Genomic DNA, 21,800 nt, shown 5'->3' on the forward strand with positions numbered 1-21,800 from the left:
CTGTTTGGGTCGTGGAATGCACTTTCGCGGAGGGCGTCATCGTCATAGCCCCTCGACCCAATTGCTCAGCAGGACCGCGCCGGCGTCGCCGCTCTTTTCCGGGTGGAACTGGGTGGCGGCCAGCGGACCGTCCTCGACCGCGGCCAGAAACGGCACGTGGTAGCTGGCCCACGTCAGCAGCGCGTCGGCCGCGCCCTCCCAGCGCTGCGCCGCATATGAGTGCACGAAATAAAAGCGGGTGTCCGCGTCCAGGCCTTTGAACAGCGCGCCGCCCGGTGCGGCCGTCACCACGTTCCAGCCCATGTGCGGAATCACCGGGGCATCGAGTCGGGTGACCGCTCCTGGCCACTGCCCGCAACCGAGTGATTCGACGCCGAACTCGATCCCCCGCGCAAACAAAATCTGCATGCCCACACAGATGCCCAATACCGGCCGCTCGGCAGCGACTCGTTCAGCGATCAGCTTGTCGCCGTTGACTTTCCGAAGCCCTTCCATACAGGCCGCGAACGCGCCCACACCGGGCACGACCAGACCGTCGGCCCGCGAGGCGGCGTCGGGGTCGGCGCTCACCGTCACCGAAGCCCCGACGCGTTCGAGCGCCCGCTGCGCGGAACGCAGGTTGCCCGAGCCGTAGTCGAGGACCACCACCGACTTTCGGGTCACAGGCTGCCTTTGGTCGACGGCGCCCCGGACACCCGGGGATCAGGTTCGACGGCCTGGCGCAATGCGCGTGCGACGGCCTTGTACTGCGCCTCGGTGATGTGATGCGGGTCGCGCCCGTAGAGGATGCGCACATGCAGCGCGATGCGGGCGTTGGCCGCCAGCGTCTCGAAGACGTGCCGATTGACCACGGTGTGATACGGCACCGTGTTGCCGGCGATCGTGAAGTGCCGCAAGTGATCCGGCTCGCCGGTGTGTACACAGTAGGGCCGGCCGGACACGTCGACGGCGGCGTGGGCCAGCGCCTCGTCCATCGGGACGAAGGCGTCGCCGAACCGGCGGATGCCTGTCTTGTCGCCGAGCGCCTGCCCGAGCGCCTGGCCGAGCACGATCGCGGTGTCTTCGATGGTGTGGTGCGCTTCGATCTCGACGTCACCCTTGGCGCGCACCGTCAAATCGAGGCTGGCGTGACTGCCCAGCGCAGTGAGCATGTGGTCGTAGAACGGGATCCCGGTGTCGACGTCGACCTGCCCGGTGCCGTCGAGGTCGACTTCCACGACGATGTCACATTCCTTGGTACTGCGTTCGACACGCGCGCGGCGATTGGTAGTCATGACGCTCCTAGTCATCTTGGTGGTGACCCGCTGCGCCCGGCTTTGCCGCGCTTGCGATCTCCACCAGCGGCTGGGCCAGTTCAGTGGTCGCGATGTGTGCGCTGGCCTTCAAAAACTCGTCGTTCTCCTCGGCGAGTCCCGTGGTGGCGCGCAAAAATCCCGGGATGCCGACGTCGCGAATCAGCACACCAGCGTCAAGGTAGCGTTGCCAGGCGGCGGGGGCGTCGGCGAACTGCCCGAACAACACGAAGTTGGCGTCGCTAGGGATCACCCGAAAACCCATGCGGGCCAACTCCGCTGCTACCCGTTTGCGTTCGGCGATCAGCGCGGCCACGCTGGCCAGCGTGTCGTCGGCGTGGCGCAGCGCCGCCCGGGCCGCGGCCTGCGTCAGCGACGACAGGTGATAAGGCAACCGCACCAACAACATCGCCTCGATCACCGCGGGGGTGGCGACCAGATAGCCCAGCCGGCCGCCGGCGAACGCGAAAGCCTTGCTCATGGTGCGGGTGACGACGAGCTTGGCCGGATACTCGGCCACCAGCTGGACCGCGCTGGGTCGCGACGAGAACTCGCCGTAGGCCTCGTCGACGATCACCATCCCAGGCGCCGCATGCAGCAACCGCCGCAGGTCTGTCAACGAAATACTCTGCCCGGACGGGTTATTGGGACTGGCAACCATCACCACGTCGGGCTGGCGCTCGGCGACCGCGGCGACGGCGGCGTCGACGTCGAGGCTGAAATCGTCGGCGCGAGCCGCCTGCAGCCACTCGGTGTGAGTACCGTCGGAGATGATCGGGTGCATGGAATACGACGGAACGAAACCGATCGCAGTCCGGCCAGGCCCGCCGAACGCCTGCAACAGCTGCTGCAGAATCTCGTTGGAACCGTTTGCAGCCCAAACATTTTCGACACCGAGCGGGACACCGGTCTGCGCGGACAGATACGCGGCCAGGTCGCGACGCAGGGCTACCGCGTCACGGTCGGGATAGCGGTGTAACCCAGCGGCGGCTTCATGCACCGACCGCGCGACGTCGTCGATGAGCGCCTGGGTGGGCGGGTGCGGGTTCTCGTTGGTGTTCAGCCGCACTGGTACGGCCAATTGCGGTGCACCGTAAGGAGTTTTACAGCGCAGGTCGTCGCGCAACGGCAGCTGGTCGAGCCTGGGGCGGTCGCTCATCGCTCGAACCTTCGTCTTATCGCCTCCCCGTGCGCGGGCAGGTCTTCGGCCTGGGCCAGCGTGATCACGTGCCCCGACACATCTTTGAGCGCCGCTTCGGTGTAGTCGACGACATTGATGCCCCGCAGGAAGGTCTGCACCGAGAGCCCGCTGGCATGCCGGGCGCAGCCGGCGGTCGGCAACACGTGGTTGGAGCCGGCGCAGTAGTCGCCCAGGCTCACCGGCGAGTAAGGGCCGACGAAAATCGCTCCCGCCGAACGGATCCGGGCCGCCACCGCGGCGGCGTCGACGGTCTGTATCTCCAGATGCTCGGCTGCGTACGTGTTCACCACGTTGATGCCGGCGTCGAGGTCGTCGACCAGGATGATCGCCGACTGCCTACCCGAGAGTGCGGCAGCCACCCTGTCCCGGTGCGCCGTGGTCGGCAGCTGGCCGGCCAGCTCCGCCTCGGTGGCGTCGGCCAGTTCGAGGCTGGGGGTGACCAGCACGCTGGCGGCCATCACATCATGCTCGGCCTGGCTGATCAGATCGGCGGCCACGTGCGCGGGATCGGCGGTGTGGTCGGCGAGGATGGCGATTTCGGTCGGCCCGGCTTCCGCATCGATGCCCACGCGGGAGCGGCAAAGCCGCTTGGCGGCGGTGACGTAGGCGTTGCCCGGCCCGGTGATCATGTCGACCGGCATCAGGTCGGTGCCATCGGTGTCGGTGCCGCCGTAGGCCAGCAATGCCACTGCCTGCGCCCCGCCGACCGACCAGACTTCGTCGACACCGAGCAGCCGGGCGGCGGCCAGGATCGTCGGGTCGGGCAGACCGTTGTGCGTGGCCTGCGGTGGGCTGGCCACAACCAGCGAGTCGACGCCGGCGACCTGCGCCGGCACCACGTTCATCACCACGCTCGAGGGATATACGGCGTTGCCGCCGGGCACATACAGGCCCACCCGCTCCACGGGAACCCACCGCTGGGTGACCGTGGCACCGGGGCCGAGAGTGGTCGTGACGTCGGCGCGGCGCTGCTGGGCATGGACCGTGCGGGTCCGGTCGATCGCCACCTGCAGCGCGTCCCGTACGTCGGGGTCCAGCCCTGCCACTGCGGTGTCGAGCTCGGCAACCGGCACCCGCACCGCCGCCGGCCGCACCCCGTCGAACGACGCGCCGAAGTCCAGCGCCGCCTGCGCCCCCCGCTCCGCCACCGCCTCGACGATCGGGCGCACCGTCGCCAGCACCGCATCGACGTCGGCGCCACCGCGCGGCAACGCTGCCCGCAGCCGGGCAGCCGACAGCCGGGCGCCACGCAGGTCGATGCGGGCCATCACGTTCACGCCGACCATTGTCCCAGGCAGCACAAATGGATATCGGACCGGTACAGTGACCGCATGTCCGTACAGGATCGTCCCAACAGCGCTCCCGGCGTGCCGATGATCTTCCCGCCGTGGCTGGAGCGACTGCAGGTCAAGTACATGAACCCGGCTCTTAAGCCGTTTGCGCGTTATCTGCCCGGCGCGGCACTCATCAAGCACCGCGGCCGCAAGTCCGGCAAGCCCTACGAGACGATCGTGACCGCGTACCGCAAGGGCAACCTGTTGGCGATCGTGCTCGGGCACGGCAAAACCGACTGGGTGAAAAACGTGCTGGCCGCCGGCGAAGCCGATGTGCAATTCCTTCGGCGATCGGTCCACCTCACCAACCCACGGATTCTGCCCGCCGGTACCGCCGGCCCAGAGCTGCCGTGGCCCGCCCGGATGCAAGGGCGCCGGATCGCCGTGTTCGTCGCCGATATCGCCTGAGCCGTCTACAGCCTGGTAAACACGGTCTTACCGGTCATCGTCGGCCATACCGACGGCGCCTCCTCCCAGGCAACGACGCGTTCAACGACCGGGGACAAATCGTATCCTTCGTCGATCAGCTCGAGAACCTCAGGAATAACGGCTCGCGCGTTGACGCGGCCGGTTATGAACCGCACACCCCGGGTGTACATCGACAGCAACGGCAAGTCCACTGTGCGCTGGAAGTAGGCTCCGGTGTCGGTGCAGGCACCGTCCGGCCAAGTCGCCCGCAGGGCAGCCGCCAGCAGCGTCGGCTCGGCTGAGGTGTGCACGGTAACCGGATACGGATTCCAGGACTTATCCGGCATCAGCCGATCGTGCGATGTGGCGCCGAGTTTTTCCGCAACGGCAAGCCGCGTTGGGTCGGTATCCACATAGTCGACGTGCGCGCCCAGCACGGAAGCGAATGCCGCCGCATACAATCCGATCGACCCCCGGCCCACCACGAGAACGCGTCGCTCCACCGCATCGAGGCGGGCCAGCTCAGCAGCAAAAGGGCCGACCGCACGCCAACCGTCGGGAATGTTGTCCGACAGGGACGCGATGGCCAGCGGGTCCACGGTTTTGGGAGCCGGTATCAGCATGGCGTCGGCATAGGGCACGAGAAGCAGATCGGACATGAACCCGCCGCCGTCCAGACCAGCGATGGGAGCCATTCCATACATCGCCATCAGTGGCAGCGAAGCGCACGAACCCGTCACGCCGCGCCGGCACGGCCCGCAGCTGCCGCAGCTGATCTGAAACGGCACCACCACCCGCTCGCCCACGTCGACGGTGCGCACACCGTGACCGATCGCGACGACCTCGGCGAGTCCTTCGTGACCGACCGCGTGTCCGGGCGGCATCGGCACCCGCCCCTGCACGACCGCCACGTCGAGATCGCAGCAGGCTACGGCCACTGGCCGCACCAGCGCCTGTTCGGGGCCCGTGATCTCGGGTGAGTCCACCTCCCGCCACACGTACCGGCCGATCTCTTCGAACGTCAACTGCCGCATCCCAGCATTCTTGAGTGATAATTCAAGTATTGTCAAGGCTATGCCGAGACCCGATCGCAGCCGGGCCGCCCTGATCGACACCGCCGCCACCCTGTTCCGCCGCCAGGGCTATGCGGCGACCGGGCTCAGCCAGATCCTCGACGAAGCCGGCGTCAAGCCCGGCTCGCTGTATCACCACTTCCCACGAGGCAAGCAGCAGTTGGCCGCCGCGGTCGTCGAGACCGCAGGGACCGGTATCGAACAACTGCTGCGCCGATTTCTGGCCAGCGACCGCTCGGTGGCCGACATCGTCGATCGCTGGATCGACCTGCTTATCGACGGTCTCGCCGGCGACCAACGGGACGGCTGCCCAATCGAACCGATCGCCACCGAGTCAGTGAACGCGAGTCCCATGGTGCGCGAGGCCTCGGCGCGTGCGTTCAGGGGCTGGTGCGCGGCGATCGAAGAACGGCTGGTCACCGAAGGTTGGCCCATCAAAGACGCGGAAAGCGTTGCTATAGCGGTAATTTCGTTGATTGAGGGCGCTTTGATACTGGCCCGGACCGCTGGCGATACGGCTGCGCTTGAAGCCGCTAAACCGGCAGCCCGCCTGTTACTTCACAACAGTTATCGGGTAGGACACGAAAACCACTGATTCCCGACCGATTTCCGAGATCTCGCGTCACTGGCCCAAGCCGGCGTCACATGTCCAGGCCGATGTCGAGCACCCGCGCCGAGTGGGTGAGCGCGCCCACCGCCAGGTAGTCGACCCCGGTGGCGGCGTATTGCGCGGCGTTGTCCAGCGACAGACCCCCGGAGGACTCGAGTTTGGTATCCGGAGCGCGGGCGTCGCGACGCTGCACCGCGATCTGGGTCTGCCACAGCGCAAAATTGTCCAGCAGCACCAACTCCGGCGTTTCTGGCAGCACCTCGTCGAGTTGCTCCAGCGAATCCACCTCCACTTCGCACGGCAGATCGGGTGCGGCTGCGCGCACCGCGCGCAGCGCCGCCACCACCGAGCCCGCCGCTGCGACGTGGTTGTCCTTGATCAGCACGGCATCGCCCAGGCCCGCTCGGTGGTTCACCCCTCCACCGACGCGCACCGCGTACTTCTGCAGCGACCGCAGGCCGGGCAGCGTCTTGCGGGTATCGCGGATTCGCGCTTTGGTGCCGCGAACGGCGTCGACCCAGGCGGCCGTCGCGGTGGCGATCCCGGAGAGGTGGCAAAGCAGGTTCAGCATGGTGCGCTCGGCAGTCAACAACCCGCGGGTCGGCGCCTCGAGCGCCAGCAGTGGCGCGCCCGCCTCCAGCCGGGCGCCGTCGTCGACGCGGTCGAGTACCCGGTATTCGCCGTCGAGCACGTCGTCGAGCACCAACAGCGCCACGTCCACACCGGCGATCACGCCGGGTTCTCTGGTCACCAGCGACGCGGTCGTCACCGCTTGGGCCGGCACGGTTGCCGCCGTGGTCACATCCGGCCCGTAGCGCAAATCCTCGTCCAGGGCGCGTCGTATCACGGCGCGCGCTTCGGCCAGGTCGAAGCCCGACAGTGCCGCCGCGGTCATCAGCACACCGCCGCCAAAGCCTCGACGTGCACGCCGATCCCGTCGTGGGCCAGCCGAACCACACTGCTTTGCGCCTGCTCGGGTGCGGTGTGCGGGTAGTCGGCCCGGGTGTGGCAACCCCGGCTCTCGTCGCGGGCCAGCGCCGCCGCGGCGACCGCGCGAGCGGTCAGGGTCAATGCCGCGTCTTCGGCGTCGGCCCGGTTTTCGACGGGCCGGCCCGTCGCTGCGGACAACGTGTCGAGCAACCGCTGCAGCCCGACGGCATCGCGGACCACCGATGCGTCCCGCGTCATCGCCCGTTGCAGTTCGCGGCGCTCTACGGCCGAATAGCCGGTTGGCTCAACCAGTTTCGCGTATGACGGCCCGGCTGCAGCTGCGTGGGCGGCTGCCGCCCGTCCCGCCCGTCCGCCGACGACCAGGCCCTCCAGCAGGCTGTTGGACGCCAGTCTGTTGGCACCGTGCATTCCGGTGCGAGCGACCTCGCCGGCGGCGAACAGGCCCGGCAACTCGGTGCGCCCGCAGACATCGGTGACGACTCCGCCGCAGCTGTAGTGGGCGCCCGGCACGACCGGGATGGGCTGGTGCACGGGGTCGACACCGACCGCCCGGCAGGCCGCGGTAACGGTCGGGAACCGCGACTCGAAGTCGGCGATCCCACGGGCGTCCAGGTACACACATGGGTCACCGGTTGCTTTCAGCCGGGCGTCGATGGCGGCGGCGACCACGTCTCGCGGCGCCAGATCACCCATCGGATGTACGCCAGCCATCACCGAAACACCTTGGGCATCAACCAATGTCGCTCCCCTCGCCACGGATGGCCTCGGTGACCAGTGGTCTCCGGCCCCCCGGCGTGGCCGCCGAATAGCATGGTCGGATGAAACTGGATGAACTCGAGATCGCTCACCGCGACACCGGCCCACAGCGCCAGCGCGACACCGTCGCCGGTTGAGCCGTCGGGATTGGTGGTCACCCGGTAGAGATGCCCGAGCCCGCCGGTGGCCAAGACCACCGACGGCGCGTGCACGACCCCGAGTCCGTCCGGATTGAGCACCAACACCCCCGTCACCGCGGCATCGTCGTGCAAGACCCGCACGGCGGTGTGGTCGCTGCGGATATCCAGAGCGCCAGCGACATTGTCGAGCACGCGTTGCACCTCGGCCCCGGTGGCGTCACCTCCGGCATGCACGACCCGGCGGCGCGAGTGCCCGCCTTCTCGGGTCACCGCCCACCGGCCGGGGAAGTCTTCATCGAATCGCGCTCCGTCGCTTACTAATTCAGCGACTGCGCGATACCCGTCAGCGACGATCGAGCGCACCGCGTCGGGGTCACACAAGCCTCCGCCTGCGGCCAGCGTGTCGGCGACGTGCGCCTCCACCGAGTCGTCGCTGTCGGGCAGCACCACCGCGATACCGCCCTGGGCGTAGTGGGTGGCGGTCACCCCGCTTGTCCGGGCGGCCTTGCTGAGCACCATGACGCGCCGCCCCGCCCGGTCAGCGGCCAGCGCAGCCGCTAACCCGGCGACCCCGGTACCGATGACGACGACGTCGGCCCGCTGCTGCCAGACCGGGGTCATTCGCCGCCGCCCGGCTGCCCGATCTCGATCATCCGTTGCACGCTGCGCCGCGCCAGCGCCGACGTCTCGGGATCCACGTCGACCTCGTCGACGCCGTCGAGCAGGCAGCGCAGCAGCGCGGCGGGGGTGATCATCTTCATGTACTTGCACGATGCCCGGTCGTTGACGGCCTGGAAGTCGACCTCGGGCGCCGCGCGCCGCAGCTGATACAGCATGCCCACCTCGGTGGCCACCAGCACCTGTCGGGCGCGGGTGACGCGGGCGGCGTCCAGCATGCCGCCGGTGGACAGAATCTTCACCCGGTCTTCCGGGACGGCGCCCTCTCCGGCGAGATACAAAGCTGAAGTGGCGCAACCACATTCGGGGTGCACGAATAATTCGGCGTCGGGGTGGCGGCGAGCCCGGTCGGCGAGCTCGTCGCCATTGATGCCGGCATGCACGTGGCATTCGCCGGCCCACACGTGCAGGTTCTTGCGGCCGGTCACCCGCCGGACATGCGCGCCCAAAAATTGGTCGGGACAAAACAGGACGTCGCGGTCGGGATCGATGGAGTTGACCACGTCGACGGCGTTGGACGACGTGCAGCAGATATCGGTAAGCGCCTTGACCGCGGCGGTGGTGTTGACGTAGGACACCACGACCGCGCCCGGATGCTCGTCCTTCCAGGCGCGCAGCTCGTCGACGCTGATGGAGTCGGCCAGCGAACAGCCGGCCCGCTGGTCGGGGATGAGCACGGTCTTGTGCGGGCTCAGGATTTTGGCGGTCTCGGCCATGAAATGCACGCCGCAAAACACGATGGTGTCCTCGGGCGCGCCGGCCGCCACCCGCGACAGCGCCAACGAGTCGCCGACATGGTCGGCGACGTCCTGGATGGCCGGCAGCTGATAGTTGTGCGCCAAGATGGTGGCATTGCGCAGTTGCGCGAGCCGGCGAATCGCCGCGGCCCATTGTTCGCTGCCGTCCACACCGGTGTAGCCGCCCGGGGAGTCGACGATCTCCGCGGCCAGCTCGTCTACCAGGGTTTCCGTGCGATTCAGGACCGTCATGGCCGTTCCTTTCGCCCAAAGAAGAGGTTTTCGACTTAGAATCGAAAACATGGCCCATGGTAGCACTGCGCACGAAGTGCTCGCCGTCGTGTTCCAGGTTCGCGGTCCGGGATCGTGCAACGCAGGCGAGAAGCCCCAGCTCAACGTGCTGCTGTGGCAGCGGGCGCGAGAGCCGCAACTGGGCGCATGGGCTTTGCCCGGCGGGCGGCTGCGAAACGACGAGGATCTGACCACCTCGGTGCGGCGTCAACTGGCCGAGAAGGTGGATCTGCGGGAGCTCGCCCATTTGGAGCAGCTGGCCGTGTTCTCCGATCCCAACCGGGTGCCGGGTGATCGCGTGATCGCGTCGACGTTTTTGGGTCTGGTGCCCTCGCCCGCTACCCCGGAGCTGCCGCCGGACACCCGCTGGCATCCGGTGACCGCGCTACCGCCGATGGCGTTCGACCACGGTCCGATGGTGGCCCACGCCCGGACCCGGCTGGTTGCCAAGATGTCGTACACGAATATTGGATTTGCCTTGGCGCCAAAGGAATTCGCGTTATCCACGCTGCGTGACATCTATAGTGCGACGCTGGGCTACCAGGTTGATGCGACCAATCTGCAGCGAGTGCTGGCCCGCCGCGGCGTCATCACCCAGACCGGCACCATCGCCCAGTCGGGCCGCAGCGGGGGCCGCCCGGCCGCGCTGTACCGCTTCACCGACTCGCGGTTGCGGGTCACCGACGAATTCGCCGCGCTGCGGCCGCCCGGCTAAGCCAGTGACACGTCCCACATCGGAAGCCGGCGGGGCAGCTGGATTCTTAACGCCTTCTTAAGTAACAATGCCCCGATGGACCGTGCCACGCTCGCCAGCCCGACCGGGGCCGAATGGATCGCCCGGCCTTTGCACCAGGAGCTGCGGCGCAAGGAGCGCCCGGTGTTGCCCCCGGACGACCCGTTCTACCAGCCGCCGCCCGGGTTCGAGCACGCGCTGCCGGGCACCGTGCTGCGCTCCCGCGACGTCGAGCTGGCCTTTCTCGGGCTGGTACCGCAGCGGGCCACCGCCACCCAGCTGCTGTACCGGACCACCGACATGAACGGCAAGCCGGAGGCGGCGGTGACCACGGTGATCGTTCCCGCCGAGGTCGCGCCCGGGCAGCCGTGCCCGCTGCTGTCGTACCAGTGCGCGATCGACGCGGTGGCGTCCCGCTGCTTTCCGTCCTACGCGCTGCGGCGTTACGCGAAGGCGATCGGAGCGTTGGCGCCACTGGAGTTTTTGCTGATCACGGCGGCCCTGGCCGAGGGCTGGGCGGTGTCGGTGCCCGATCACGAAGGCCGTCACGGCATGTGGGGCGCGCCTTACCAACCTGGTTATTGCATTCTCGACGGGGTCCGCGCCGCGCTCGGCTCGGAGCGCACCGTGCTGTCGCCGTCGGCACCGGTGGCGCTGTGGGGCTACTCCGGCGGGGGGCTGGCCACCGCGTGGGCGGCCGAAGTGTGCGCCGACTACGCGCCTGAGCTGGACATCGTCGGTGCGGTGCTGGGCTCGCCCGTCGGCGACCTGGCCCACACATTCCGGCGGCTCAACGGCGGCCCACTGGCTGGGTTGCCGGCATTGGTGATCGCTGCGCTGGCGCACGTCTATCCCGACCTGGACCGGGTGATCAAGACGCACACCAATGAAGCGGGGCGGGCTTTGCTTCGCCAGCTGGAGGACATGACGACGGTCGGGGCCGTCATCCGGATGGCCGGCAAGAACGTGAATCGGTACCTCGACCGGCCGCTCGAGGAGATCCTCGAGATGCCCGAAGTGCAAGATGTTTTCGACAACATCAAACTGGGCACCGCGGTCCCGGCACCGCCGATCCTCATCGTGCAGGCGGTACACGACTACCTCATCGCGGTCGAGGACATCGATGCGCTTGCCGACGCCTACTCGGGCGGTGGTGCCGACGTCACGTATCACCGGGACGCCTTCAACGAGCACCTGCTGTTGCATCCGCTCTCGGCACCCATGACCCTGCGCTGGCTGCAGGCCCGCTTCGCGCGTCGACCGCTCAACGAGCGTCGGCTCCGCACCACGTGGCCGACGCTGTTCAATCCCGCGACCTACATCGGCATGGCCAGACTGGGTGTCATCGCGGCGAAGGTCCTGACCGGCAGGCCGGTGCACCGCCGCCCGCTGTAACTACCCCGACCCGCCGCCCGGCGGCACGGTGATCGCGGTCGGGGTCTGCGGCGACTCCACCGCCGGATAGCCGCCCAGGTCGTCACGCGTGGCCGCCGCGACCAGCAGGGCGTATACCAGGGCCGTCGTGGCCGCCGGCAAAAGCAGCGTGCAACCGATCTGCAGCGGGCCGGACCCGAAGAACACCGGCGGCGCCTCGGTGACGTAGTGCACCCGGTGCTCGGGCGTCACCGGCGCTGCGGCGATATCCACGGCGCCGTAGCGCAGCCGCACCAGCAGCGCGCCCAGCGGGGCGGCGGCCGCCGCGGCGCCCACCATGCCGACCGACAGCGCGATCACCATCGCCGGCCCGCGGTGGGCCCGCCATTCCCACGCCAGCACCGAACCCACCACGGCCACCACCGTCAACAGCCCCAGCAGCAAAAACGCGGCGACGAAGAAGTGGTCGGCTTCGTTGCCGAGGTAATCGTGGACGCGTTCACCCTCGTGGGTGAGCGCCACGACCCCGTGGATGGGCGGGGCGATCCACGCCCACAGCGCGGCGACCACGACACCCGCCGCGACGAGGCCCGCCACCACGACCGCGACCGCCCGCCGACGCGATGTGCGCGGGGCGTCGCCCGGACAGGACTCGCTCATCGCCGGGTTTCGAGGTCGGTGGAGTCCACCCGACCATGCCGGGAACACTTGGCCCACCACCCGTCGGGCCGCACTTGGACAACCATCCGGCGGCCGCATTCCGCGCAGAACCGAGGCGGCTCCAGCCCCAACCGGGCCGCGGTCGGCGGTACCGAGGTGCCCACCGGGTGGCCGGTATAGACGTCGTAGATCCCCGCGCCGAGCGGAGCGGGCAGATCGCGAACCATCGCCTCCCAGTATCTACAGGCTTGCGTTGAGCGCTTTGATCGGCATCTGCAGATCGTCGAGCAGTTCCAGGTCGGCGGCGGCCGGCCGCCCCAATGTGGTCAGGTAGTTGCCGACGATCACGGCGTTGATGCCGCCGAGCATGCCACGTTTGGCGCCGAGGTCGCCCAACGTGATCTCCCGGCCGCCCGCGAATCGGAGCATGGTGCGCGGCAGCGCCAACCGGAAGGCGGCCACCGCCTTGAGCGCTTCGCTGGCCGGCATGACCTCCAAATCGGCGAAGGGTGTGCCCGGGCGCGGGTTGAGGAAGTTCAGCGGCACCTCGTCCGGATCGAGTTCGGCAAGCTCCGCGGCGAATTCCGCGCGCTGCCGCAGCGTCTCACCCATGCCGAGGATGCCGCCACAGCAGACCTCCATGCCGGCCTCGCGCACCATCGACAACGTGTTCCAGCGCTCTTCCCAGGTGTGGGTGGTGACGACGTTGGGGAAGAACGAGCGGGCCGTTTCCAGGTTGTGGTTGTAGCGGTGCACGCCCATCGCCGCCAGTTGCTTCACCTGCTCGGCGCTGAGCATCCCCAGCGAGCAGGCGATGTGGATGTCGACCTCGTTGCGGATCGCCTCGATACCCGCGGCCACCTGGGCCATCAACCGCTCGTCGGGTCCGCGCACCGCGGCCACGATGCAGAACTCGGTGGCACCGGTCTTTGCCGTCTGCTTGGCCGCTTCCACCAGGCTCGGAATGTCGAGCCAGGCACTGCGCACCGGTGAGGCGAAAAGGCCTGACTGCGAACAAAAATGGCAGTCCTCCGGGCAACCACCGGTTTTCAGGCTGATGATCCCCTCGACCTCGACTTCGGGGCCGCACCAGGCCATCCGCACCTCATGAGCCAGCGCCAGCAGTTCCTCGAGCCGGTCATCGGGCAGCTGCAACACCTGCAGCACCTGGTCTCCGCTGAGTCCCTCACCGCGGTGTAACACCTGCTGGCGAGCCAGGTGCAATATGTCGGTACTGGGCCGAGTCACCGCCTGCGTCACCGGGTACTCCCTTACATCAGTTATCCGTGCGGACACAAGAGCGCGCCAGGCCCGCGCGGCCCGGCGTAAACGGTGTTCACGTTAGGGTATGGGCGGTGCGCCGCACAAACGCGTCGACGGCCGCCGGACGGGGTACGTTCAGCGGTAACAGTCAACCAATGGACACTATGAGCCAGGCGCACGTCGAAGATTTTGCACATCATTGGATCCTGCTGGCCGGGCCGGCGTTTTTGCCTGCGGTGATCGTCGTCGGCGTGGTGCTGTACGTCGCGCTACGCGACCGGCGCAAGGCAGACCGAAACGAGCGGCCCGAAGTCGCCGACAAGCCGAAATGACATCGCATTATTAGACGAATTGGCGTTTGAGGCCGCGCCGGATCGGTAACCTACCGTCGAGTAAGTTGCCGCGGGTTGGCGATTGGCTGGCCCGGTGTGGTTGGGAGGCGATGACGGTGGGATCAGCAATTCTTGCGGAAGCGCCCGCCCGCGGTGCCGGGCTCAACCAGGTGGTCGGACTGACGATCGCCGCCGCCGTGATCGTGGCTGTGATGCTGTGGACCGGTTATGCGCACCGCACTCATCGGATCAGCTGGTTGAACCGGATCGCGGAGTGGCTGGGCGACAAGTTCAACCGCCCCGCCTGGGTAGCCCTGCCGGTTCTGGTGTTCACCACGTCGATCATCTGTGCCCTGTTCGGCTTCATCTGGGACGTCAGCTGGCACATCGGCAATGGCCGCGATCCGGGACCGTTGGCCAACCCTGCGCACTACTTCATCGTGATCGGACTGTTCGGCATCTTCCTCGCCGGAATGACCGCGGTGGTCGTCCCATTCGACCGGCCCGGCCCTGCGGCGGTGCGCATCACCGATAGCTGGTACGCACCGGTCGGCGGCGTGCTGATGGCCGGCTGCGGGCTGTACGCACTGACCGGTTTCCCGCTCGACGACATCTGGCATCGCATCTTTGGCCAAGACGTCACCCTTTGGGGCCCAACGCATTTGATGATGATCGGTGGCGCCGGATTCTCGCTTTACGCGGCGTTGATGTTGGAATACGAAGGCGGGCGGGCGATGCCGGAAACGCCAGCCGAGGGCTCCTACGTCCAACGCGAGCGTCCGTTCATCCAATTCCTTCGTTACCTGTCCTTCGGCGGGTTGTTCATCGGGATGTCGGTCTGGCAAATCGAGTTCGACTTCGGTGTCCCCCAGTTCCGGCTGGTGTTTCAGCCGATGCTGATCGCTGCGGCAGCCGCCGTCGCGGCCGTCGCAGCCCGCATCACCATGGGACCGGGGGCGGCAATCATCGCGGCCCTTCTCGCGATCGCGCTTCGCGGTGCGGTCGCCGTACTGGTCGGGCCCATCCTGGGAGCCCCGATCAACTGGTTCCCGCTGTATCTCGGCCCGGCCGTGGTGGTCGAATTGTTAGCCCTCGCACCGATTTTCCGGCGTCCGCTGCTGTTCGGCGCCGTCGCCGGTTTAGCTGTGGGCACCATCGGACTGTGGTTGGAGTCGCTGTGGATCGGTGCGGTGTACCACTATCCGTGGCCGGTCAGCATGTGGGGCGAAGCCCTGGCGATGGCCGTGCCCGCTGCGGTGCTGACCGGGATGTGCGGGGCGATGCTGGGGATGGTGCTGACCGGCCAGCGCCTGCCGGGGCGGGTGCCAAGCATCACGATCGTGGCGCTGACCGTGCTCGTCGTCGGAGCCGGAGTGGCCAACGGTCTGCACATCCGGGTGCCCAACCAAGACACCGCCACCATCACATTGACCGACCTGCCGAGTCCGCCCGGGAAACACATGGTGTCGGCCGATGTGCGCGTCAATCCCCCCGAGCTGGTCAGCAGCCACCCGGACTGGCTGACGATCCTGTCCTGGCAGGGCCGCATGAGTGACCACCGGGGTTTGATGATCGACTGGCTCAGGCAAGTCGGACCCGGTCACTACCAGTCCACTCAGCCGGTTCCGGTCTGGGGTACCTGGAAGACGCTGCTGCGCGTCCAGGACGGCAGGACCATGACGGCGGTGCCGATTTGGGCGCCCGCCGACGACGCCATTCCCGCGCCCGAAATTCCGGCGCTGGCCTCCAGCACTCGTCCGTTCGTGCTCGAGGTCACCATCCTGCAGCGCGAACGCGACCCGAACGTGCCGGCCTGGTTGTTCACCACCGGCGGCGTGATTGTGCTGATCTTCACGCTGATGGTCATTGCCGGGCTGGCGTGGGGCGCTGGCCGGATCAACGCTCGCGACACCGCGCCCAGGCGGCCGCAGCACACGGCGGCGGATCCTTCGCCTCCACAGGCAACGTGAGCATGACGAAACCCATTCGCGGGGCCCTGGTCATCGCAGCAGCCGCGACGCTGACCGGGGGCCTGGTCGCCTGTGGTGGTTCATCGAACAACGGTGGGCCACCCAACCCGGTAGTTATCACTGTCACGATCAGCAAGGGGCAGGTCACGCCGGCCAACGCCACGCTGCAGGCCAAGGTCGGCGCGCCGATCACCGTCGACGTCACCAGCGACGCCGCCGATGAACTGCACGTGCATTCCGTGCCCGACCACACGTTCCAGATCGCGGCCGCGCCGAACCAGAAGTTCGAATTCACGGTCGACGTGCCGGGCAACGTCGAGGTCGAACTCCACCACCTGGACCGCACCATCGCCACCATCCAAGTGCGCCCGTGACGGCAGCCCGCGCCGCTGACCTTTTGGCGCACGGTCTGGGCGGTTCGAGTGATCTGCCGGTGCCCTACGCCTACGCGGTGGTCGGTGCGGCTTGGGCGCTGACGTTCACGTTCGCCCTGGTGGCCTTCGCATGGCGCCGGCCGCGGTTCGATCCGGTCGCACCCGGCCGCCCGCTGCCGGCAGCGGTCACCGCTATCGTGGATGCCCGCGTCAGCCGCGTTACCGCCACCGGGGCCGCACTGGTTTTCGCGGTGTGGGCGGTGCTGGCCGGGTTGTGGGGCCCGCCGACGCCGAACAATGCCCTACTCGGGTCGTTCTACGTGCTGCTGTGGGTCGGATTGGTCGCGCTTTCACTGCTTTTCGGACCGGTATGGCGGGTGCTCTCACCCGTGCGCACGGTCTACCTGCTGCTTTTGCGCCTCGCCCCGCCGCGCCTGCGTCGTCCACGACTGAGCTATCCCGAAAGCTGGGGATACCGCCCGGCCGCGGTAGCCCTGTTCGCATTCGTGTGGATGGAGTTGGCCAGTCCCAACTCGGCGTCACCGGCCGCGGTCGAGGTGTGGCTGCTGGTCTATGCGGTGGTCCTGCTGGTCGGGGCGTTGGCGTGCGGGCAGCGCTGGCTGGCCCGAGTCGACCCGTTCGGGGTGTACAGCATGGCGGTCTCCCGGCTCTCGCCGTTTCGCCGTAACGCGCTCACCGGGCAGATCGTCATCGGCAACCCGCTCGATCACCTGCCGTCGCTGCCGGTTCGGCCCGGCGTGGTGGCGATGCTGGCGGTGTTGCTGGGCTCGACCGCATTCGACAGCTACTCGGCTTCACCGACGTGGCGCACCTTCGCCGACCGGGTGTCGCGCACTGCCCACGCCGTGCCCACGGTGGTGTCGTCGTCGGTGCTGCGCAGTATCGGGTTGCTGGTCTTTATTGCCGTTGTGGCGCTGACGTTTTCGCTTGCGGCACGGGCCACCGGCGGCGTCGACAGTGCGCAGCGCAAGGCCCTGCCCGGCCAGATGGCGCACTCGCTGATCCCGATCGTGGTGGGCTACATCTTCGCCCACTACCTGTCGTATCTGGTCGAGCGCGGACAACAGACCCTCGTCGCGCTCGCCGACCCGTTCGCCCGGGGCTGGAACCTGCTCGGTCTGGCGCACCTGCACGTCGCCTACGTGCTGTCCATGCACCCGTCGGTGCTGGCCGGGATCAAGGTGGCCTGCGTCGTCACCGGGCACATCGTGGCCGTCGTCGCCGCCCACGACCGGGCTTTGCAGCTGCTGCCGAAGGGCCATCAGCTCACCGGCCAGCTCACCATGATGCTGGTCATGGTGGGCTATGGGGGTGCTGTTTTAGTCGCTGACTTTCGGCGTGCCTGAGCGGATTTCGCGTAGGTGGTCGACGAGGATCTGATGTGTGGCTTTGGGACGGGAGGATCGGCAGGGCCGGTTCGATGACGTGATGCTGCTGGTGGGTGATCAGCTGCCGGCGGGCAGTATTTACCGGCTGTTGGCCGAGCACGGCGGTGCACTGTTTGACGATGACTATTTCGCTGATCTGTTCAAGCGCTCGGCGCTGGGTCGACCGACGGTGCCGGCGCGGGTGATGGCCACAGTGATGCTGCTGCAGGCCTATGAGGGATTGTCGGATCGGGAGGCGTGTGACCGGTTGGCCTTTGATCTGCGCTGGAAAGCGGCCGCCGGGTTGACGGTGGACGCCGAGGCTTTTCATCCCACGGTGCTGGTCGGCATGCGCAACCGGCTACGCGCATCGGATCGGCCACGGCGGTTGTTCGAGGACGTGAACACCACCGCGCGAGCGGCGGGGTTGTTGCGGGGACGACGCCGGGTGCTGGATTCGACGCCGCTGTTGGATGCGGTGGCCACCCAGGACACGGTGATCCAGCTGCGGGCCGCGATCCGCAAACTGCTGACCGTGGCTGATCGGGCCGATCCGGAAGTGGCCGGTGCGGTGCGCACCGTGCTGACCCGCGACGATGACTACGCCAGCCTGGGCAAACCACCGTGTGACTGGGATGACCCCAAAGCGCGTGAAGCCTTGGTCGATGCGCTGGTGCGCGACGCCAACGCCGCACTGGAGGCCCTCGATGGCCGCAAGCTCGATGGGGCACTCAGTGAGGCGGTCGAGTTGTTGGCGCTGGTGGCCGGCCAAGACGTCGAAGCCGGCGACGACGGAATCTTCCGCATTGCCCGGCGAGTGGCCAAAGACCGGATGATCTCCACCGTCGATACCGAAGCCCGCCATGGGCATAAGTCGCGGGCGCGGACCTTCGATGGCTACAAGTCCCATCTGGGTATCGACCCCGACGACGAGCTGATCACCGGGGTGGCCATCACCGCGGCCAACGCCGCCGACCGTGAGGTCATCGATGAGCTGTTGGGCAACCCCGCCACCGACATCAGAAGTGCTGCACCCGCCACCGCCCCCGACACCGACAGCAGCACCGATGCCGCCACCGATGCCGATGCCGATGCCGATGCCGATGAAACGATCACCGATCACGGCGAGCATGTGCACAACGAGTCGGAGCCGAACGTCTTTGAGGTGTATGGCGATTCGGCTTACGCCGATGGGGCCACCCTGGATGAGCAGACCGGGCGGGGTCATGACATGCGCGCCAAGGTGCCCCCGGTGCGCAACGCCAACGGCTATTCCAAAGACCGGTTCGGTATCGACCTGGCCGCCGGCACCGTGACCTGCCCGGCCGAGCACACCGTGGCGATCAGCACCGGCCGGCGTCAGCAGGTCGCTCGCTTCGGTGCGTTCTGTGGGTCCTGCCCACTGCAGGCGGAGTGCACCAAAGCCCGTCGCGGGCGGGTGATCACCATCCATGCCCATGAAGCCGCCCTGCAGCACGCCAAGGCCCGCCAACGCGATCCGGCCTGGCAGGCCGATTACCGAACGTATCGGCCGGTCGTGGAACGCAAGATCAGTCACTTCACCCGCCGCCCCTGGGGTGGTCGCAAGGCGCGGTGCCGCGGCCAAAAACGCATCCTGACCGACATCCTGGCCCGAGCAGGAGCGATCAACCTCGCCCGGTTGGCCACCTTGGGCTTGCACCCACACGCCGGGGGTTGGGCCATCGCCTGATCCGGGACCACCGGGCCACCCGGCCGCACGGCTACCCCGATCAGATCAGCCAGCGAAAGCCATCACAGCCGTCGAAATCTCGATACCGCCAAATCCCCGCCCCACGGGGGTCACTACATCAGCGCCGTCCTATACCTTCACCGGCCTGTACCTGTTGTTCGGCGGATAGGCCACCGGGGTCAGGCGATCATGTACTCGGCCTTCTTGGTGCCGTCCCAGCGGCGCAGCCCCGCGATGCCGCCGGCGATCTCCGACGGTCGTGCGGCGATGCGCAGCGCGCGCCCCAGCTGGGCCCCGCCGACCCGTCTGGCCAGCGTGATGTGCGCGGTCCAATGGCCCGGCAGGCAGTTGGGCATCGGCGCGGGCGCCAGGTGCGGCAGGGACAGCCGATACACCTCGGCATGCACGCTCAGCAACTCGGTTGTCGGAACGACCAGCCGCGCCAGCACCGCCTTGCCGCGGCCGAACAGCAGCGGCGCGCCGATGACACACTCCGGCGGCAACCGCCGGGCGACGGCGGCCAGCAGCGCGTCCACCTCGGGCTCGATGCGTTCGGCAACCACCAGCGTCGCGTGCGGGCGGCTGGCCGGTGCCTGGCTGGGGATGCCGGCAGCGGCGAGGTCGTTCCAGATGCGGCGAATCGCCGCCTCGGTGTCGGCGTTGAACACCAGCTCGATCGAGTGAACCATCAGCCGACCAGCGCGCTCACCCAGTCCCTGTCGAAAACCCGCGCGCTCATGGCGGCGAACTCCGCAGCGTCCATCGTCCCGGCCGAGGCCGGCAGCGCGGCGCGCACCGGTGCCAGCTTCGCCAGCACGCACCGGTTGGAGACATGCACGGTCGCCGGCCGGGCAGGCCAGCTGCCGATCACCAGTCCGGCACACGAAACGCCTTGGGCTGCAAGGGCTTCCAATGTCAGCGCGGTATGGTTGAGGGTGCCTAGCTCGCAACGGGTCACCAGCAGCACTGCCGCGTCGAGGTCGGCGGCGAGGTCGCGCAACGTGACACCGTTGCGAGCCAGTTCCACCAGCAGCCCGCCCGCGCCTTCGACCAGGGTCAACCGTGTCGGGCTGTCGGCGCCGCGGACCAGGCCCAGCAGGTCGTCGCGGGTGGGCAGGCTCATGCCGGCGTGGTCGGCGGCCGCCGCCGGCGCCAGTGGCTGTGGATAGCGCGCCAGACCGGCCAGCCGCGTGACCCCGGATAACCGGGCCACCACGGCAAGGTCGTCGTCGCCGGCGTCCGTGCCGGTCTGCACCGGTTTGCATACCGCCACATCGATGCCGGCTTGGCGCGCGTGACAGGCCAGCGCCGCGGTGGCGATCGTCTTGCCCACCCCGGTGTCGGTGCCGGTGACGAGCAGGATTGTCAAGGTCGTGCTGCGGCCAGCACATCGGTCAACACCGTTCGCGCCAGCTCGAGATCGTCGTCGTCCATCGACGCCCGCGCGGTCAATCGCAGCCGCGACGTCCCGGCGGGCACCGTCGGGGGGCGAAAACAGCCCACCCGCACGCCGGCATCCAGGCAGGCGGCCGCCGCCGCCACCGCCACCTCCGGATCCCCGAGGATCACCGGCACCACCGCCGACTCCGGTACCTGGCTTACGCCGCAGATCCGGGCAAGGCTGCGCGCATGCCGGAGCACCGCGTCGGGCCGCCACGGCTCGGCCGCCAGCACCCGCAGCGCGGCCAGGGCCGCGCCCGCCGCGGCCGGTGCCAGACCGGTGTCGAAGATGAACGCCCGCGCCGCGTCGATCAGGTGATCCCGGACCTCGGCCGACCCGAGCACCGCGCCGCCCTGGCTGCCGAGCGCCTTGGACAACGTAGCCGTGATGACCACATCGGGCGCCCCGGCGAGCCCGAGCTCATGCACCAGCCCGCGTCCGCCCGCACCGCGCACCCCGAGGCCGTGCGCCTCGTCGACGATGAGCAGCGCGCGGTGCCGTCGGCACACCTCGTGCAGCTGCTGCACCGGCGCCAGGGCGCCGTCGGCGGAAAACACCGAATCGGTGACGACGACGGCGCGGTCCTCCTGCCGCGATGCCAGCGTCGCGTCCACCGCGTCGACGTCGCGGTGCGGTGTCACCACCACCCGGGCCCGAGACAGACGGCAGGCGTCGACCAGCGAGGCGTGCGACTGCGCGTCGGACACCAGCAGCGACCCGGGACCCGACAAGCCGACCACCGCCCCCAGGTTGGCGGTGTAACCAGAGGAAAACACCAAACCTGTTGGTGCACCGACGAATTCGGCTAGTGCGCACTCGAGTTCGTGGTGCAGCTCGGTGTCGCCGGTGACCAGCCGTGAACCGGTGGAGCCCGCGCCCCACGTACGCAGCGCCTGCACACCGGCGTCGATGACCTCGGGATGCCGGCAAAGACCGAGGTAGTCGTTGGACGCCAGGTCCAGCTCGGCGGCCACCGCCGGGCGCGGCCGCAGCGAGCGCCGCAACCCGGCCCGCCGGCGCTGCTGTTCTACCGCCCGTAACCAGGCCAGCGGTGAGGTCTCGATCGGCGCGCGCGTCATGTCG

At 68.3% G+C, this 21,800-nt stretch carries 22 protein-coding genes and 1 pseudogene; 9 read left to right on the plus strand and 14 right to left on the minus strand.

Features of this window, described 5'->3' with window-relative positions:
* Positions 1-42: 42 nt before the first annotated feature.
* From hisH to hisD, 4 genes are read right to left on the minus strand one after another with little or no spacing between them, the layout of a single operon-like run.
* Positions 43-663 carry an imidazole glycerol phosphate synthase subunit HisH gene (gene hisH / locus MHEC_RS12610; RefSeq protein ID WP_048893407.1) on the minus strand — a complete coding sequence of 207 codons (621 nt, stop codon included), beginning with the start codon at positions 661-663 and terminating at the stop codon, positions 43-45.
* Positions 660-1,274: an imidazoleglycerol-phosphate dehydratase HisB gene (hisB, locus tag MHEC_RS12615; RefSeq protein WP_099869060.1), complete on the minus strand. Its 615-nt coding sequence runs from the start codon at positions 1,272-1,274 to the stop codon at positions 660-662. The genes hisH and hisB overlap by 4 nt, the downstream gene beginning before the upstream one ends.
* Before the next feature lie 7 nt (positions 1,275-1,281).
* Positions 1,282-2,451, minus strand: coding sequence for a histidinol-phosphate transaminase (locus tag MHEC_RS12620; protein WP_048893405.1), 1,170 nt, complete (start codon positions 2,449-2,451; stop codon positions 1,282-1,284).
* Positions 2,448-3,764 carry a histidinol dehydrogenase gene (gene hisD, locus MHEC_RS12625; RefSeq protein WP_099869070.1) on the minus strand — a complete coding sequence of 439 codons (1,317 nt, stop codon included), beginning with the start codon at positions 3,762-3,764 and terminating at the stop codon, positions 2,448-2,450. The genes MHEC_RS12620 and hisD overlap by 4 nt, the downstream gene beginning before the upstream one ends.
* Positions 3,765-3,824: 60 nt before the next feature.
* Here hisD and MHEC_RS12630 point away from each other — a divergent pair, with 60 nt between their 5' ends.
* Positions 3,825-4,235, plus strand: coding sequence for a nitroreductase family deazaflavin-dependent oxidoreductase (locus MHEC_RS12630; RefSeq protein WP_048893403.1), 411 nt, complete (start codon positions 3,825-3,827; stop codon positions 4,233-4,235).
* 5 nt (positions 4,236-4,240) lie between these two features.
* On the opposite strand, the gene MHEC_RS12635 is transcribed toward MHEC_RS12630, so the two are convergent.
* Positions 4,241-5,269 carry an alcohol dehydrogenase catalytic domain-containing protein gene (locus MHEC_RS12635; protein WP_048893402.1) on the minus strand — a complete coding sequence of 343 codons (1,029 nt, stop codon included), beginning with the start codon at positions 5,267-5,269 and terminating at the stop codon, positions 4,241-4,243.
* Between the two features lie 40 nt (positions 5,270-5,309).
* Here MHEC_RS12635 and MHEC_RS12640 point away from each other — a divergent pair, with 40 nt between their 5' ends.
* Complete coding sequence (locus tag MHEC_RS12640; RefSeq protein ID WP_048893401.1) at positions 5,310-5,903, plus strand: TetR/AcrR family transcriptional regulator; 594 nt, start codon at positions 5,310-5,312, stop codon at positions 5,901-5,903.
* 46 nt (positions 5,904-5,949) lie between these two features.
* Here MHEC_RS12640 and nadC read toward each other — a convergent pair whose 3' ends face one another.
* The 3 genes and pseudogenes from nadC to nadA form a co-directional block, all read right to left on the minus strand.
* A complete protein-coding gene (nadC, locus tag MHEC_RS12645; RefSeq protein WP_048893412.1) occupies positions 5,950-6,813 on the minus strand; it encodes a carboxylating nicotinate-nucleotide diphosphorylase in 864 nt (287 codons plus the stop codon).
* Positions 6,813-8,386: pseudogene (locus MHEC_RS24860) on the minus strand (L-aspartate oxidase). Before MHEC_RS24860 ends, nadC begins: the two are co-directional and overlap by 1 nt.
* On the minus strand, positions 8,383-9,432 hold the full coding sequence (gene nadA, locus MHEC_RS12655; protein ID WP_048893399.1) for a quinolinate synthase NadA: 1,050 nt from the start codon (positions 9,430-9,432) through the stop codon (positions 8,383-8,385). Before nadA ends, MHEC_RS24860 begins: the two are co-directional and overlap by 4 nt.
* A 49-nt stretch (positions 9,433-9,481) precedes the next feature.
* On the opposite strand from nadA, the gene MHEC_RS12660 reads away from it, so the two are divergent.
* Positions 9,482-10,186, plus strand: a complete 705-nt coding sequence (locus MHEC_RS12660; protein WP_048893398.1) for an NUDIX hydrolase — start codon at positions 9,482-9,484, stop codon at positions 10,184-10,186.
* 75 nt (positions 10,187-10,261) lie between these two features.
* On the plus strand, positions 10,262-11,599 hold the full coding sequence (locus tag MHEC_RS12665) for a lipase family protein (RefSeq protein ID WP_048893397.1): 1,338 nt from the start codon (positions 10,262-10,264) through the stop codon (positions 11,597-11,599).
* Here the strand turns inward: MHEC_RS12665 and MHEC_RS12670 are convergent, their stop codons facing one another.
* The 3 genes from MHEC_RS12670 to bioB are packed head-to-tail and all read right to left on the minus strand — an operon-like array spanning position 11,600 to position 13,498.
* Positions 11,600-12,238 carry a DUF2567 domain-containing protein gene (locus tag MHEC_RS12670; protein ID WP_048893396.1) on the minus strand — a complete coding sequence of 213 codons (639 nt, stop codon included), beginning with the start codon at positions 12,236-12,238 and terminating at the stop codon, positions 11,600-11,602. It lies immediately after the preceding gene.
* Complete coding sequence (gene bsaP, locus MHEC_RS12675) at positions 12,235-12,465, minus strand: biotin synthase auxiliary protein BsaP (protein WP_048893395.1); 231 nt, start codon at positions 12,463-12,465, stop codon at positions 12,235-12,237. The genes MHEC_RS12670 and bsaP overlap by 4 nt, the downstream gene beginning before the upstream one ends.
* A 13-nt stretch (positions 12,466-12,478) precedes the next feature.
* A complete protein-coding gene (gene bioB, locus MHEC_RS12680; RefSeq protein WP_048893394.1) occupies positions 12,479-13,498 on the minus strand; it encodes a biotin synthase BioB in 1,020 nt (339 codons plus the stop codon).
* A 158-nt stretch (positions 13,499-13,656) separates the two neighbouring features.
* Between bioB and MHEC_RS12685 the strand changes: the two genes are divergently transcribed.
* From MHEC_RS12685 to MHEC_RS12705, 5 genes are all read left to right on the plus strand, one after another.
* Positions 13,657-13,833 (plus strand): hypothetical protein, encoded by a 177-nt coding sequence (locus MHEC_RS12685; RefSeq protein ID WP_160315076.1) that lies wholly within the window; start codon positions 13,657-13,659, stop codon positions 13,831-13,833.
* Positions 13,834-13,943: 110 nt separating this feature from the next.
* Positions 13,944-15,803, plus strand: coding sequence for a hypothetical protein (locus tag MHEC_RS12690; RefSeq protein WP_048893393.1), 1,860 nt, complete (start codon positions 13,944-13,946; stop codon positions 15,801-15,803).
* 2 nt (positions 15,804-15,805) lie between these two features.
* The gene (locus tag MHEC_RS12695) at positions 15,806-16,177 is read left to right on the plus strand and encodes a hypothetical protein (protein WP_048893392.1); all 372 of its coding nucleotides are present in this window, start codon (positions 15,806-15,808) and stop codon (positions 16,175-16,177) included.
* A complete protein-coding gene (locus MHEC_RS12700) occupies positions 16,174-17,544 on the plus strand; it encodes a hypothetical protein (RefSeq protein ID WP_048893391.1) in 1,371 nt (456 codons plus the stop codon). The genes MHEC_RS12695 and MHEC_RS12700 overlap by 4 nt, the downstream gene beginning before the upstream one ends.
* A 37-nt stretch (positions 17,545-17,581) precedes the next feature.
* Positions 17,582-19,276 carry a transposase gene (locus MHEC_RS12705; protein WP_201399509.1) on the plus strand — a complete coding sequence of 565 codons (1,695 nt, stop codon included), beginning with the start codon at positions 17,582-17,584 and terminating at the stop codon, positions 19,274-19,276.
* Between the two features lie 179 nt (positions 19,277-19,455).
* On the opposite strand, the gene MHEC_RS12710 is transcribed toward MHEC_RS12705, so the two are convergent.
* From MHEC_RS12710 to MHEC_RS12720, 3 genes are read right to left on the minus strand one after another with little or no spacing between them, the layout of a single operon-like run.
* Entirely contained in the window at positions 19,456-19,965 is a 510-nt protein-coding gene (locus MHEC_RS12710; RefSeq protein ID WP_048893534.1) for a 2'-5' RNA ligase family protein, read from the minus strand.
* Positions 19,965-20,645 carry a dethiobiotin synthase gene (gene bioD, locus MHEC_RS12715; protein ID WP_048893535.1) on the minus strand — a complete coding sequence of 227 codons (681 nt, stop codon included), beginning with the start codon at positions 20,643-20,645 and terminating at the stop codon, positions 19,965-19,967. The genes MHEC_RS12710 and bioD overlap by 1 nt, the downstream gene beginning before the upstream one ends.
* Complete coding sequence (locus MHEC_RS12720; RefSeq protein WP_048893536.1) at positions 20,642-21,796, minus strand: 8-amino-7-oxononanoate synthase; 1,155 nt, start codon at positions 21,794-21,796, stop codon at positions 20,642-20,644. Before MHEC_RS12720 ends, bioD begins: the two co-directional genes overlap by 4 nt.
* Between the last annotated feature and the right edge of the window lie 4 nt (positions 21,797-21,800).

The sequence above is a fragment of the Mycobacterium heckeshornense genome (assembly GCF_016592155.1).
GTDB lineage: Bacteria > Actinomycetota > Actinomycetes > Mycobacteriales > Mycobacteriaceae > Mycobacterium > Mycobacterium heckeshornense.